Source organism: Teichococcus wenyumeiae, assembly GCF_003696345.1.
In the GTDB taxonomy this organism is placed as follows: domain Bacteria; phylum Pseudomonadota; class Alphaproteobacteria; order Acetobacterales; family Acetobacteraceae; genus Pseudoroseomonas; species Pseudoroseomonas wenyumeiae.
In genome coordinates this window covers 198,422-211,126 of sequence record NZ_RFLX01000001.1, presented here as the reverse complement: position 1 = coordinate 211,126, position 12,705 = coordinate 198,422, and the positions used below count along the sequence as shown (strand labels likewise).

General features: G+C 69.6%; 11 protein-coding genes. 5 read left to right on the top strand and 6 right to left on the bottom strand.

Annotation, left to right across the window (positions count from 1 at the left end):
* Positions 1 to 3: 3 nt before the first annotated feature.
* Positions 4 to 1,176: a radical SAM family heme chaperone HemW gene (hemW, locus tag EBE87_RS01000; protein WP_120638607.1), complete on the top strand. Its 1,173-nt coding sequence runs from the start codon at positions 4 to 6 to the stop codon at positions 1,174 to 1,176.
* Between the two features lie 64 nt (positions 1,177 to 1,240).
* Here the strand turns inward: hemW and EBE87_RS00995 are convergent, their stop codons facing one another.
* From EBE87_RS00995 to EBE87_RS00985, 3 genes are all read right to left on the bottom strand, one after another.
* Positions 1,241 to 2,356 carry a glycosyltransferase family protein gene (locus tag EBE87_RS00995; RefSeq protein ID WP_120638606.1) on the bottom strand — a complete coding sequence of 372 codons (1,116 nt, stop codon included), beginning with the start codon at positions 2,354 to 2,356 and terminating at the stop codon, positions 1,241 to 1,243.
* A gap of 195 nt (positions 2,357 to 2,551) precedes the next feature.
* Positions 2,552 to 3,688, bottom strand: coding sequence for a DUF4336 domain-containing protein (locus tag EBE87_RS00990; RefSeq protein ID WP_199707407.1), 1,137 nt, complete (start codon positions 3,686 to 3,688; stop codon positions 2,552 to 2,554).
* Between the two features lie 89 nt (positions 3,689 to 3,777).
* Positions 3,778 to 4,788, bottom strand: a complete 1,011-nt coding sequence (locus EBE87_RS00985) for an alpha/beta fold hydrolase (RefSeq protein ID WP_120638605.1) — start codon at positions 4,786 to 4,788, stop codon at positions 3,778 to 3,780.
* A 182-nt stretch (positions 4,789 to 4,970) separates the two neighbouring features.
* On the opposite strand from EBE87_RS00985, the gene EBE87_RS00980 reads away from it, so the two are divergent.
* Complete coding sequence (locus tag EBE87_RS00980; RefSeq protein ID WP_120638604.1) at positions 4,971 to 6,515, top strand: cation:proton antiporter; 1,545 nt, start codon at positions 4,971 to 4,973, stop codon at positions 6,513 to 6,515.
* Positions 6,516 to 6,653: 138 nt separating this feature from the next.
* Positions 6,654 to 7,487: an aspartate dehydrogenase gene (locus tag EBE87_RS00975; RefSeq protein WP_233553235.1), complete on the top strand. Its 834-nt coding sequence runs from the start codon at positions 6,654 to 6,656 to the stop codon at positions 7,485 to 7,487.
* Positions 7,488 to 7,490: 3 nt separating this feature from the next.
* Here EBE87_RS00975 and EBE87_RS00970 read toward each other — a convergent pair whose 3' ends face one another.
* Complete coding sequence (locus EBE87_RS00970) at positions 7,491 to 7,976, bottom strand: hypothetical protein (protein WP_120638603.1); 486 nt, start codon at positions 7,974 to 7,976, stop codon at positions 7,491 to 7,493.
* Positions 7,977 to 8,208: 232 nt separating this feature from the next.
* On the opposite strand from EBE87_RS00970, the gene EBE87_RS00965 reads away from it, so the two are divergent.
* Entirely contained in the window at positions 8,209 to 8,730 is a 522-nt protein-coding gene (locus EBE87_RS00965; protein ID WP_120638602.1) for a Mut7-C RNAse domain-containing protein, read from the top strand.
* Between the two features lie 82 nt (positions 8,731 to 8,812).
* Here the strand turns inward: EBE87_RS00965 and EBE87_RS00960 are convergent, their stop codons facing one another.
* Positions 8,813 to 10,387: an alpha-amylase family glycosyl hydrolase gene (locus tag EBE87_RS00960; protein ID WP_120638601.1), complete on the bottom strand. Its 1,575-nt coding sequence runs from the start codon at positions 10,385 to 10,387 to the stop codon at positions 8,813 to 8,815.
* Between the two features lie 79 nt (positions 10,388 to 10,466).
* Between EBE87_RS00960 and EBE87_RS00955 the strand changes: the two genes are divergently transcribed.
* Positions 10,467 to 12,131: an alpha-amylase family protein gene (locus EBE87_RS00955; protein ID WP_120638600.1), complete on the top strand. Its 1,665-nt coding sequence runs from the start codon at positions 10,467 to 10,469 to the stop codon at positions 12,129 to 12,131.
* A 36-nt stretch (positions 12,132 to 12,167) separates the two neighbouring features.
* Here EBE87_RS00955 and EBE87_RS00950 read toward each other — a convergent pair whose 3' ends face one another.
* Positions 12,168 to 12,581: a DoxX family protein gene (locus EBE87_RS00950; RefSeq protein WP_120638599.1), complete on the bottom strand. Its 414-nt coding sequence runs from the start codon at positions 12,579 to 12,581 to the stop codon at positions 12,168 to 12,170.
* Between the last annotated feature and the right edge of the window lie 124 nt (positions 12,582 to 12,705).

Genomic DNA, 12,705 nt, shown 5'->3' with positions numbered 1-12,705 from the left:
TCCATGACCGAACCTCTCGCCCTTTACGTGCATTGGCCCTTCTGCGCGGCCAAGTGCCCGTATTGCGACTTCAACAGCCATGTGCGCGAGAGCGTCGACACCGCCCGCTTCGGCGCCGCCCTGCGGCGGGAGCTGGCGCGGGAGGCCGCGCGGCTGGAAGCCGATGCCCCCGGGGTGCGGCGGAAGCTGGCCTCGATCTTCTTCGGTGGCGGCACGCCCAGCCTGATGCCGCCGCAGGTGGTGGCCGATGTCATCGCCGATGCCACGCGGCTCTTCGACCCCACGCCCGATATCGAGATCACGCTGGAAGCCAACCCCACCAGTGTGGAGGCGGCGAAACTGGCGGAATTCCGTGCCGCCGGCGTCAACCGCGCCAGCCTGGGCGTGCAGGCGCTGGATGACAGCCAGCTTGCCTTCCTGGGCCGCAAGCATGATGCCGCCCAGGCCATCGTGGCGCTGGAAGCGGCGCGCGAGCTGTTCCCGCGCCTGTCCTTCGACCTGATCTATGCCCGCCCCGGGCAGCAGGAAGCCGAATGGCGGGCGGAACTGCGGCGGGCCCTGGCGCTGGCCGCCGACCATCTCTCGCTCTACCAGCTCACCATCGAGCCCGGCACGCGCTTCGCCACCGAGCACGCGCGCGGCGCCTTCGCGCTGCCGGAGGATGACGACGCCGCCACGCTGTATTTCGCCACGGGCGAGGAGGCCGCGCGCTTCGGGCTGGAGCCCTACGAGGTCTCCAACTACGCCAAGCCGGGCGCGGAGAGCCGCCACAACCTCGCCTACTGGCGCTATGGCGATTACATCGGCATAGGCGCCGGGGCGCATCAGCGGCTGATGCTGGGCGGCGCCTTGCATGCCGCCCGCCGCCACCGTGGCCCCGAGGCCTGGCTGGCGCGTGTCGAGGCCGATGGCCATGCGGTGACGCATGAGGAAACGCTCTCCACCCAGGACCGCGCGCGGGAAGCCCTGCTGATGGGCCTGCGCCTGTCCGAGGGCATCGACCCCGAGCGCCTGCTTGCCCGCACGGGCCTGTCGCTGGAACAGGCGGTGGACCCCGCCATGCTGACCGCCTGCCTGGAGGAGGATTACCTGCGCTGGCTGCCCAACGGGCGCCTCGCCGCCACCTGGGAAGGCCGGCTGCGGCTGGACCTGATGCTGCCCGCCCTGCTGCGCTGACCGCGTCCGCGCCAACTCGAAGAAAAAGAAGTGGGTCCGGGAGAATTTCTTCTCCCGGCCTTTCTTATTCCGGGTTCCGCCCGCGATATTCCTGGCTGTTGAGAATATCCCGCCGCAGTTCCCGCAGCGTCCGGCGCCCCACATTGCCGGCATAGGCATCCTCGCCTTCCGGCACGCGGTCCAGCAGCAGGCGGTAGAGATCCGTGACATCCTCCCGGCTCACCAGCCGGTCGGCTTCCGCATGGCGCTCGGCATAGCGGCGCAGGAAGGCGTCGAAGTCGTGGCGGCGGATGTGGCGGTAATGGCCTTGCTGTGCATGCAGCAGGGACTTCGCCTGCGCCTCGGTCAGTTCCGGGATGGCGATGTCGGTGCGGGTGATCAGCGGAATGCGGTCAAAGCCCATCTCGCGAAAGCGCCCCGGATTGAAGGAGGCGCCCTTCTCGCCGATGTAGCGGCCGAAGCAGAGGTCCGGCATCACCCGGATCATCCCCAGCGCCGCCGCCGCCACCGATTTCAGCGCGTCCTGGGAGGAATGCGGCACCGCCATCTCCTGCCGCTCCAGGAAGCGGAAGATCGCGAAATGGTCGCGGTGCTGGTAGTCGTGCCGGGACAGGATGGCGAAATAGGGCTTCAGCCAGGCCTCGATGCGCTGCCAGGCCTCCCGCCGCAGCCCGAAGCCCCAGTGGTGGTCCAGCCAGACCATCTCCGGCGCCTCCGGGTTGGAGGGGCGGCGGTGCTCGCCATAGGCGGCGAAATAGGCGACTTCCGGGCGGTGAGCGACCGCTTCCTTCACCCGCTCCAGCGTCAGCAGATAGGCGGGGCCGAGTTCCAGGTCGTCCTCGAAGAAATAGCCGAGATCGGCTTCCAGCGTCTCGAAGACCAGGGTCTCGCCTCGGCGGATGTTCATGGCGATGCCGAGGTTCCGCGGGCTGGCCAGCACCTGCCCGCGCGGAAAGATATCGCGGAAGACGGCGATGCTTTCCGCCAGCATGGCATCGCTGGCGTAGCGCAGCCCGGAGCGGGGAGAGACGGCGCCGTCCTGCACCAGATAGATCCGCCGCTCGTTCAGCAACACGCCCTGCTGCGCCCGCAGGGATTCGCAGAAGCGGCGCAGGTAATGCGGGCGGTCGAAGGCGAAGATGACGATGGGCGTCGTGATGGCGCGTGGCGTCTCGTCCATGCGGGTCCTCGTGGTGCCTGCGCCCGGGGTAAGGCCTGGGGCGTGCACTGACAAGGCGGCGCCGGAAAAGGCGGAGGGAATGAATTCCCCCGGACCCCATCTTCCTTTTGGCTTTATCCAGCGCCCGCTGGTGGCAGGAGCGCCCTTAACTCAAAGAAAAAAGAAGGGGTTTAGGGGAATTCATCCCCCTAACCTTTATCCTCGCAATAGCCAGCGCAGAGAACGTCGCAGCGCCGATGTGCCATTGCGCTCGAACCACCGGCCATGCGCGAAGATCACGCGCTCCGGCTGCAAGGTCAGCAGATGTTCGGCGGCGCGCAGGGCGTCCTGCTGCCGCATCCGCACCACGGCGCGCAGGTAGGGTGGCGGCATGCCGTCCGGCGCCGTCATGCCAAACAACCGCAGCAGGGGGCGCAGCAGCGGCGGCACTTTGGGCTCCTCCAGGTTCATGACGATGTCAGTCAGCAGCAGGCTGCGGCTGGGCTGGTGGAACAGGGCTGTCTCGTGGAAGCCGAGGCCGCCGGGTACCACCACCAGCTCGATGGCGCCGCCCCATTCGGCGGGGGCGGTGCCGGTCAGGTCGTGGTCCAGCCGCAGCCCGGCGCGGCGCACCTGCCGGCGCTGGCGCAGGCCGGGGGCGGCCCAGGTGGTGGCCTCGGGGCAGGCAGCCTGCCAGTCCCGCAGGAAGAGCCAATGGGCGATGTTTGGCGCCACGAGGTGGCGGATGGGGCCGATGTCCTCCAGTTGCCGCTTCAGAGCATGGCTGAAGCGGGTGGGGGAATGCAGCAGCAGCCCGCCATCGGGCAGGCGGAGCACGGTCATGCGCGCCCCGATCACCATGCCCACCGTGCCGGGCAACTGGCTGTCCACGATGAAGACGCCCTCGGCCACGGGCTTCGGCGTGTCCAGCGGCGGGTAGCTGGTGTTCTCGGCCCAGCGGGAATCGGGGTCCAGCAGCCGGCCCAGCGGGCCGAAGCCCTGGCCGGGGCCGCGGCGCGGGTGGGCGCTGCTGGCCGAGACCACCGCCAGTTCCGCCAGCCCGATACCAAGCAGCGCGGCGCGGACCTTCGGTGGCTGGTCGCGCATCATCAGCCCGGCGGCGCAGATGGCGGCGCCGCCCAGCGCGTCCAGCATCAGGTGCTGCTGCATGCTGATGCCGGGGCGGGCGCCGCCTTCGTAATCCGTCAGCACCGAATAGCTGGCATGAAAGGCGCTGGCGGTGCCGAGCACCTTGCGCACCGGCGGCGGCACGGCGCGGGAGGAAGCCGCCCCGGCCAGGGCCAGCGATACCGCGTAGTCGATGATGCCATGCAGCCGGGTGGAGATTCGCATCGCGGGCCCTCGTAGCTGGAACGGTCAGCAGGCAACGTGGCAGCGGCGCGATGGATGCCGGGCGCCGGGCGACGTGAAGGGGCGGCGGGCTATTCCAGCCAGCGGCGGACCTGCTGCTTCAGGAAGGCGGCGTCCTCCGGATTGGCGGCGGGATTGCCGGCGCGGTGGCCCCAGATGCTGGGGATGGGCCGTAGCTCGGCATGGCGCAGGTGGGGCAGCTCGGCCTCGTTGTCGGCCACGCGGAAATACAGGTCGGTGCCGCCGGGCAGCAGCAGCACGCGGGCCTCGATGGCACCCAGGGCCTTGGCTAGGTCGCCGCCGTAGCGCGGGTCGCGGCTGATGTCGCCGGCATCCCAGGTGCGGAGCTGCCAGTAGAGATCGGCGGCGGCGCGGCGGGCGTAGCGTTCCTCCCAGTTGGTGCGGAGATAGGTGTCGAGGTCCGGCGCGCCCTCGGCGAGGTGCAGGCCGGCGCGGTACCAGTCCTGCGTCATGGCCCAGCCGGCATAGATGCGGCCGAAGGCGCGCAGCGCGGCGGCGGGCTGCGCGCTGAAGCGGCCTTCGCCCAGATGCTCGGGCGCGGCTTCCAGGATGGCCATCAGGCCGCGCAGGAAGACCTGGTTATGCACGGCAGTGCGGGCGCTGCCGCAGTTCACCACGATGCGGGAAACGGCCTGGGGAAACAGTGCCGCCCAGTGATAGGCCTGCTGCGCGCCCATGGACCAGCCATAGACGGCATGCAGGTGCTCGATGCCCCAGAGCTCGCGCAGCAGGCGGCGCTGGGCATGCACATTGTCCCAGGCGGTGACCAGCCCCGGCCATTCCGGCGTGTTGGAGGGGGAGGAGGAAAGACCGTTGGTGAACATGTCGATCTGCACGACGAACCAGCGGCCGGGGTCCAGCACGCCCTCGGGCCCGATCAGCCATTCCAGGTCCGGGTGCTGCGCGCCGTAGCTGGTGGGGTAGAGCACGGCGTTGTCCCGCGCGGCGGAAAGGGTGCCGTGGGTCTTCCAGCCCAGCACGGCCCCTGGCAGCACGGCGCCGGATTGCAGTGGCAGGTCGCCCAGGGCGAAGCGGCCGCTTTCGGTGGGCCAGCCGGTCATGTCCGCGCCCCTTTCGGCTGAAGGTGGGATGGGGCGGGGGGCTCGGTCTGCGGGCTCATGCCCGCATCACCGGACGGAAGGGCGCCGCCGTCAAGCAGGCCAGCCACAAAGCCGCTGTTTCCCTGGGGCCCCAGCCGCGTTCTCCGCACCGGGGCCGGAAGCCACCAGAGGAATCGCGCGCCATGCTGCTCTTCGAAAGCCTGCTGGGCCTGCTGCTGGTGGCGGTGGTGCTGCTCTGGGTCTCCCGCCACCTGCCCGTGCCTTACCCGACGCTGCTGGCGCTGGCGGGGGTGCTGGTGGCGTTGCTGCCCTTTGCCCCGGCGGTGGAGATCGAGCCACATCTGGCCCTGGTGCTCTTCATCGCGCCCGCGCTGCTGGATGCGGGCTACGACACCTCGCCGCGCGACCTGCGGCGGCACTGGGTCTCGCTGCTCTCCCTCGCCGTGCTGGCGGTGCTGGCGACGGCGCTGGCGGTGGCGCTGGCGGGCTGGGCCTGGGCGGGGCTGCCCTTCGCGGCGGCGCTGACGCTGGGCGCCATCGTGGCGCCGCCGGATGCCGCCGCCTCCACGGCCGTGCTCAACCGCATCGGCCTGCCGCGCCGCTCCATGCTGGTGCTGCAGGGCGAGAGCCTGCTGAACGACGCCACGGCGTTGCTGATCTTCGGTGCGGCCTCGGCCTGGGCCAGTGCCGGCGGCACCTCTGGCCTGGGGCTGCTGGAACTGGCGCTGGCGGCGCCGGGCGGGGTGCTGCTGGGGCTGGCCATCGCCTGGCCCTATCTGCGCCTGCGGCCGAATTTCGCCGGCACGCTCAGCGCCACGGTGCTGGAATTCACCACCACCTTCGGTGCCTGGCTGCTGGCGGACCGGCTGCATGTCTCCCCGGTGCTGACGGTGGTGACCTTCGCCATGGCCATCGCGCGCGGCATCTCGGAGCAGCAGCCGGCGCGCGACCGCGTGCAGTCCTTGGCGGTCTGGAGCCTGGCGGTCTTCGTACTCAACGTGCTGGCCTTCCTGCTGATGGGGCTGCAGGCGCGCTCCATCCTGGGCAAGCTGGAGCCGGGCGAATTCTGGCCGGCTTTGAGCGTCGCGGCGCTGGTGCTGGTGGTGGTGATCCTGGTGCGCATCGCCTGGGTGATGCTCTCCCGCTTGGCGGCGGGGGTGAGCATGGCGGAGACGCATGGAATGCCGGCGGTGCCGCCCTGGCGGGTTTCCTTCCTGGTCTCCTGGTGCGGCATGCGCGGGCTGCTGACGCTGGCCACCGCCTTCGCCCTGCCGCAGGACTTTCCCGCCCGCGACGTGATCGTGCTTTCCGCCTTCAGCGTGGTGCTGGGCACGCTGGTGCTGCAGGGGGCGACCATCACGCCGCTGATGCGGCTGCTGGGCATCAATTCCGACCGCACGCTGAACGAGGAACTGGCCGAGGCACGCCAGGCGCTGGATTCCGTCGCCATAGAGGCGGCGGGGCGGGAGGAGCCCGAGCTGGCCCGGGCGCTGCGGCTGCGCTACGCGCATGCGAAGAAGGCGGCGGCCTCACCGGAGGACCCGCTGGGTTCCAGCGACTATGACCAGGCCACCCTGCGGGTGGTGCAGGCGCAGCGGCATTGCCTGCACGCGATGCGCCAGTCCGGCCGCGTCGCCGACGATGTCTACCGCCGGCTGGAGGAAGAGCTGGACTGGGCCGAGCTGGATGCCCGCCCGCACCAGGACAACGAGCTGCGCGAAGCCTGAGCCGGGCGGCCAATGGCTTGGCCGGGCGGCGAGGGGTGCCTAAGCTCCCTGCCACTTCCGCGGACGGGATATGCACATGGTTTCACCGGGCGCCCTGACGGCTTCCACCGGCCTGCCGGCCATTGCGGCGGAGAGGGCATGCTGATGCGTCGCCTCGGCATCATCGGTGCCGGCGGCATGGCGGAAACGCTGCTGCAAGCATTGGCGGAGGGCCTGCCGGCACCGCTGGAGGCCGTGGTGATCCTGGCCTCCGCCCGTTCGGCGGAAAAGGCGCGGCGCCTGCTGGAGCGCTTCGGGGAAAAGCTGGCCCGGCAAAGGCTGGTGGACACGGAACGGGCCGCCTTTCTCGCCACCCGGCCCGATGTGGTGGCCGAATGCGCCGGCCATGGCGCGGTGCGCGAGCATGGCGCGGCGGTGCTGGAGGCCGGTGCGGAACTGATCGTGATCTCGACCGGCGCCCTGGCGGATGATGCCCTGCGGGTGGCGCTGGAGGAGGCCGCCGCGCGCGGCGGCACGCGGCTGGTGCTGCCGCCGGGGGCGGTGGGCGGCATCGATGTGCTGGGCGCGGCCAGGCTCTCGGGCCTGGAAGAGGTGACCTATACCGGCCGCAAGCCGCCGCTGGCCTGGAAGGGCACCCCGGCCGAGGCGCTGCTGGACCTTGGCGCCCTGACCGAGGCCACCGTGTTCTTCGACGGCACGGCGCGGGAAGCGGCGCTGCGATACCCGCAGAATGCCAATGTGGCCGCCACCGTGGCCCTGGCCGGCGCCGGCTTCGACGCGACGCGCGTGCGGCTGGTGGCGGACCCCGGCATCACGCGCAACCTGCATGAGGTCAGCGTGCGCTCGGCGGCGGCGGAATTCTCCATCCGGCTGGAAGGGCGGCCTTCCGCCGCCAATCCCAAGACCTCGCTGACCGCTGGCTACAGCCTGGCGCGCGAGGTGCTGAACCGCGCGCGCCCTCTGGTGGTCTAGGCCTTACTGGCCCACCGCCTTGGCATAGGTGGCACGGGCGGCCAGGGTGTTGCGCGTCGGGCTGCGCGGCTTGCGCTTGGCCGGGCGGCCCTGCGCCGTCAGCTTCACCGCCGGGCCCTCCCGCAGCAGGCGCAGCAACTGCTCCGCCGCCCCGGTGAGCGCGGCCTGTCCCGCCTCGGTCAGCGTGGCGGTGCCGGGGGCGAAATCCACCCGGGTTTCCTGGAAGCTGGGCTTGCCAGGGCCGAAGCCGTTCACGCGCATCACCCGCTGCAACAGCAGCAGCGTATTGGAGGTGCTGAAGGGCATGCCGGTGGAGACATCCACCGTCCAGGAACCCAGCTTGGCCCAGAGCGCCCAGCCCTGGGTTTCGCGCATCTCCAGCCCCGCCGGCTGTAACGTCACCGCCGCGTCCCGCAAGGCCTGCAGCACCACCGCCCGGCGCTCGTACCAGAGGGCGCGCAGATCCTCAGAAGGAAAATATTCCGACATCTGACACCTTGTGGGGGCGACCGCGCCGGCAGCTCGGCAGTTCAGGAATATCCAGTTTTCTGCTGAAGGCTTCGCTGCCGCTTGGTGTCGGAGCCACGCCTCTGTTCCCGCCTCGCCCTGTGGCGGGTACAGGATGTATATAGGAATCGTTCCCTCGAACTCAAGGCAAAAAGAGAACAGAGGGTGAACTTATGGGGCTGCGTTATCAGCGGCACTGGAAGGAGCCCACCGCATGACAGGCAGCGCCCAGGCGCTTCAGCAAGCCACCGGCACCGCCCGACTGCTCTGCGACGAGATGCTGGCCGGATTGGCCGCCATGCTGCGGGCGGCGGGGCATGACACCGCCCTGGCCGCGCCCGGAACACCCGATGCGGAGCTGGCGACCTTATGCCGCGCCGAAGGCCGTGTGCTGCTGTCCCGCGACAAGCGGCTGGTGGCCGCCGTGCCCGGTGCCCTTCTGCTGCTCGAGGAAGCGATGGATGCCCAGGCCCGGCAACTGGCCGTGCAACTGGGGCTGGACTGGGGCCATGCGCCCTTCACCCGCTGCATGCGCGACAACACGCCGCTGCGCCCGGCAGAGGGGACAGATATGGCGCGCATCCCGCCCCGTGCCCGTCTGCTCCCGGGGCCTTTCCGGGCCTGCCCCTGCTGCGGGAGGGTCTATTGGCCGGGCAGCCATGTCCGGCGCATGGACGAACGCCTGCGCCGCTGGCGGATGGCGACGGAGAAGGCCGCTGGGACGAAGTCTCCCTAGGCTCGGCCTTCCCCTCGGCACACGCCCATAAACGCGAAGAAAAAAGAAGGGGGCCCGGGGGAATTCATTCCCCCGGCCTTTCTCAGGGCAGTTCCAGCACCACCCCTTCATCCCCCGCCAGGGACAGCATGCCCCCCGCCGGCTCCGCCGCCACCGGCCTGGTGGAGAGCAGTACCCGACCCCCTTCCGGTACCGGCACGGCGCAGGGCGTGTGGCCCATGTTGAGCAGCACCTGCAGCCGCTGCCCTGCGTGGCTGCGGGTGAAGGAGAGCAGGGTGCCCCGTGCCGTCACCTTGCCGACGGCGCCAACCACCAGGGCCGGGTTGCTCCGCCGCAGCGCGATCAATTGCCGGTAGAGCGCCAGCATGGAACCCGGCTGCCCCGCCTGCGCCGCGACATTCACCTCCGTGCTGCCGGTGGGCAGCCAGGGCGTGCCGGTGGTGAAGCCGCCGTTCGGCGAGGCGTCCCAGAGCATCGGCGTGCGTTCCGGGTCGCGGCCGACGCCGATGCCGGGCTGGTTCTTCTCCGCCGGGTCCTGCACCAGATGCGGCGGGATGGGCACATCGGTCATGCCGATCTCGTCGCCGTAATAGACCGTGGGGGTGCCGCGCAGCGTCAGCAGCAGCATGGCGGCCACGCGGGCCTGGGCCGGGCCCACCCGCGTCGCGATGCGGGACTGGTCGTGGTTGCCCAGCACCCAGTTGGGCCAGGCATCGGGCGGCAGCGCGGCCTCGTAGTCCTGGATGATGCGGGCGACCTCGGCGGCGTTCCAGGGTGCGCGGATCAGCAGGAAGTTGAAGGGCAGGTGGGCGCCGCTGTTCTCGTGGCCGTAGTAGGTGACCAGCCGTTCCACCGGCAGGTAGATCTCGCCGATCAGCAGGCGCTGCTCGTAGGCTTCCAGCACCTGGCGCATCTCGGCAATGATGCCGTGCACCTCCGGCTGGTCGGCGGTGTAGCGGTCCAGCAGCCGGTCGTGCTCGGACTGGCCAGGGGTCCAGCCGGGGTTGGGCGGGTTGTCGCGGAACTGGTCGTCCTTGATCAGCAGCCAGATGACATCGACGCGGAAGCCGTCGACGCCACGGTCCAGCCAGAAGCGCAGCACGTCCAGCATGGCGGCGCGCACGGCCGGGTTGCGCCAGTTGAGGTCCGGCTGCTCCTTCAGGAAGGAATGCAGGTAGTACTGGCCGGTGGCCTCGTCCCATTCCCAGGCGCTGCCGCCGAAATGGCTGATCCAGTTGGTGGGCGGGCCGCCATCGGGCGCCGCGTCGCGCCAGATGTACCAGTCGCGCCTGGCGCTGGTGCGGCTGCTGCGGCTTTCCTGGAACCAGGGGTGCCGGTCGGAACTGTGGTTCGGCACGAAGTCCAGGATGACGCGCAGGCCCCGTTCATGCGCCGCCGCCACCAGGGCATCGAAATCCTCCAGATTGCCGAAGATCGGGTCTACGCCGCAGTAATCGGCCACGTCATAGCCGAAATCCGCCATGGGAGAGGGCTGGATGGGGGAGAGCCACAGCGCATCGACGCCCAGTTCCACCAGATGGTCCAGCCGGGCGGCGATGCCGCGCAGGTCGCCCACCCCGTCGCCGTTGCTGTCCTGGAAGGAGCGGGGATAGACCTGATACACCACGCCCCGCTGCCACCATGCCAGCTCATCCATGCCGAAACCCTTTTGCCTGTGTGCCGCTTATTGAACGCGGCCGTGGCAGTCCGGTTCCGGCCCCCCTGGGAAGGCGGCGATGATCAAGGACCTCTGGTACAAGAACGCCATCGTCTACTGCCTTTCCGTGGGCACCTACATGGATTCCAACGGCGACGGCGTCGGCGATTTCGAGGGGCTGGCGCGGCGGCTGGATTACATCCAGGGGCTTGGCGCCACCACCATCTGGCTGATGCCCTTCCAGCCCTCGCCAGGGCGCGACAACGGCTATGACGTCAGCGACTATTACAATGTCGATCCGCGCTACGGCACGCTGGGCGATTTCGTGGAATTCACCCATGGCTGCCACCAGCGCGGCATCCGCGTCATCATCGACCTGGTGGTGAACCATACCTCGGACCAGCATCCCTGGTTCCAGGAAGCGCGGCAGGACCCGAAGTCGAAGTACCGGGACTGGTATGTCTGGGCGGACCGCAAGCCGGCCAATGCGGGCGACGGCATCGTCTTTCCCGGCGTGCAGGATTCCACCTGGACGCGGGATGCGGTGGCCAAGAAGTACTATTTCCACCGCTTCTACGAATTCCAGCCGGACCTCAACACCGCCAACCCGCATGTGCAGGCCGAGATCCTGAAGATCATGGGCTTCTGGCTGCAGCTCGGTGTCTCGGGCTTCCGGATGGATGCCGTGCCCTTCGTGATCGCGAAGAAGGGCGCGGAAGTGGAGAAGCCGCAGGAGCAGTTCGACATGCTCCGCACCTTCCGCGAGTTCCTGCAATGGCGGAAGGGCGATGCCATCATTCTGGCGGAAGCCAATATCCTGCCCAAGGACGACATGGCGTATTTCGGCGAGGACGGCGACCGGATGCACATGATGTTCAACTTCCAGGTCAACCAGTCGCTGTTCTACGCCCTGGCCAGCGCCGATACCGGGCCCTTGACCAAGGCGCTGAAGGCCACCAAACCGCGCCCGGCCACCGGGCAATGGGGCCAGTTCCTGCGCAACCATGACGAGCTGGACCTGGGGCGCCTGAGCGAGAAGCAGCGCCAGGCGGTCTTCGCCGCCTTCGGGCCGGACAAGTCGATGCAGCTCTATGACCGCGGCATCCGCCGTCGCCTGGCGCCCATGCTGCAGGGGGACCGGCGGCGGCTGGAACTGGCCTATAGCCTGATGATGACGCTGCCCGGCACGCCGGTGCTGCGCTACGGCGACGAGATCGGCATGGGCGACGACCTGTCGCTGCCCGAGCGCGAATGCGCCCGCACGCCGATGCAATGGTCGGACGAGCCCGAGGCCGGCTTCACCAGAAGCGGCGTGCCGCACAAGCCGGTCATCGCCAGCGGGCCCTATGGCTACGAGCATGTCAATGTCGCCCGCCAGCGCCGCGACCCGCAGTCGATGCTGAACTGGATGGAGCGCATCATCCGCATGCGCAAGGAAGTGCCCGAGATCGGCTGGGGCGACTTCGAGGTGGTGGACACCGGCCGGCCCGATGTGCTGGCCCTGCGCTACGACTGGCGGGAGAATTCGGTGCTGGTGGTGCACAACCTCTCCGCCGAGGCCTGCGAGGTGGCGATCGACCCCGGCGCCGCCGGCGCGCATGACGGGCTGCTGGTCAACCTGCTCTCGGACGACCACAGCCGGCCGGAGGACAGCGGCAGGCACAGCATTCTGCTGGAACCCTATGGCTACCGCTGGTTCCGCGTCGGCGGGCTGGATTACCTGCTCCGCCGCAGCGAGATCTAGCGCGGGGCGGCCATGGCGGCCGCCCCGGCAGGTGCTTCAGACGCGGCGGCCCGTGCCGCGGCGGCGGAGGTGGTCCAGGCTCCAGGTGCCGCCGCCGGCCACCGAGAAATACAGGAACACGAAGCAGAAGAGGATGGCGGCATCGCCGCCGTTCAGCACCGGGAAGACGTTCCGCGGCGCATGCGCCCAGAAATAGGCGAAGGCCATCTGGCCCGAGAGCACGAAGGCCACCGGGCGGGTGAAGAGCCCCAGCACCAGCAGGATTCCGCCCACGACCTCCAGCACGGCGGCGAACCAGAGGAGCGTCAGGAAGGCTGGTGCCGGATTGGCCGAGGCCGGGAAGCCGAAGAGCTTCTGCGTGCCGTGCTCCATGAACAGCAGCGCGGCGACGATGCGCAGCACGCTGAGCACGCGCGGCGCCCATTCGGCGGCCAGGGACTGGGTCTTCATCGGGTGACATCTCCTTGAGCCGGCGGGCCGGCGCCGCCGGTGGCGGTGCCTCGGCCCTGCCCTTCACCTGGGGCCGATCTTAGGAGATGCGAGCGGCCTTGCCACCGTGGTCTTCGCAACTCAG

What these genes read in the sequence shown, in the direction of transcription:
- hemW (WP_120638607.1), top strand. Translation starts at nt 4, where the DNA reads ATGACCGAACCTCTCGCCCTTTACGTGCATTGGCCCTTCTGCGCGGCC.
- EBE87_RS00995 (WP_120638606.1), bottom strand. Translation starts at nt 2,356, where the DNA reads ATGGACGAGACGCCACGCGCCATCACGACGCCCATCGTCATCTTCGCC.
- EBE87_RS00990 (WP_199707407.1), bottom strand. Translation starts at nt 3,688, where the DNA reads ATGCGAATCTCCACCCGGCTGCATGGCATCATCGACTACGCGGTATCG.
- EBE87_RS00985 (WP_120638605.1), bottom strand. Translation starts at nt 4,788, where the DNA reads ATGACCGGCTGGCCCACCGAAAGCGGCCGCTTCGCCCTGGGCGACCTG.
- EBE87_RS00980 (WP_120638604.1), top strand. Translation starts at nt 4,971, where the DNA reads ATGCTGCTCTTCGAAAGCCTGCTGGGCCTGCTGCTGGTGGCGGTGGTG.
- EBE87_RS00975 (WP_233553235.1), top strand. Translation starts at nt 6,654, where the DNA reads ATGCTGATGCGTCGCCTCGGCATCATCGGTGCCGGCGGCATGGCGGAA.
- EBE87_RS00970 (WP_120638603.1), bottom strand. Translation starts at nt 7,976, where the DNA reads ATGTCGGAATATTTTCCTTCTGAGGATCTGCGCGCCCTCTGGTACGAG.
- EBE87_RS00965 (WP_120638602.1), top strand. Translation starts at nt 8,209, where the DNA reads ATGACAGGCAGCGCCCAGGCGCTTCAGCAAGCCACCGGCACCGCCCGA.
- EBE87_RS00960 (WP_120638601.1), bottom strand. Translation starts at nt 10,387, where the DNA reads ATGGATGAGCTGGCATGGTGGCAGCGGGGCGTGGTGTATCAGGTCTAT.
- EBE87_RS00955 (WP_120638600.1), top strand. Translation starts at nt 10,467, where the DNA reads ATGATCAAGGACCTCTGGTACAAGAACGCCATCGTCTACTGCCTTTCC.
- EBE87_RS00950 (WP_120638599.1), bottom strand. Translation starts at nt 12,581, where the DNA reads ATGAAGACCCAGTCCCTGGCCGCCGAATGGGCGCCGCGCGTGCTCAGC.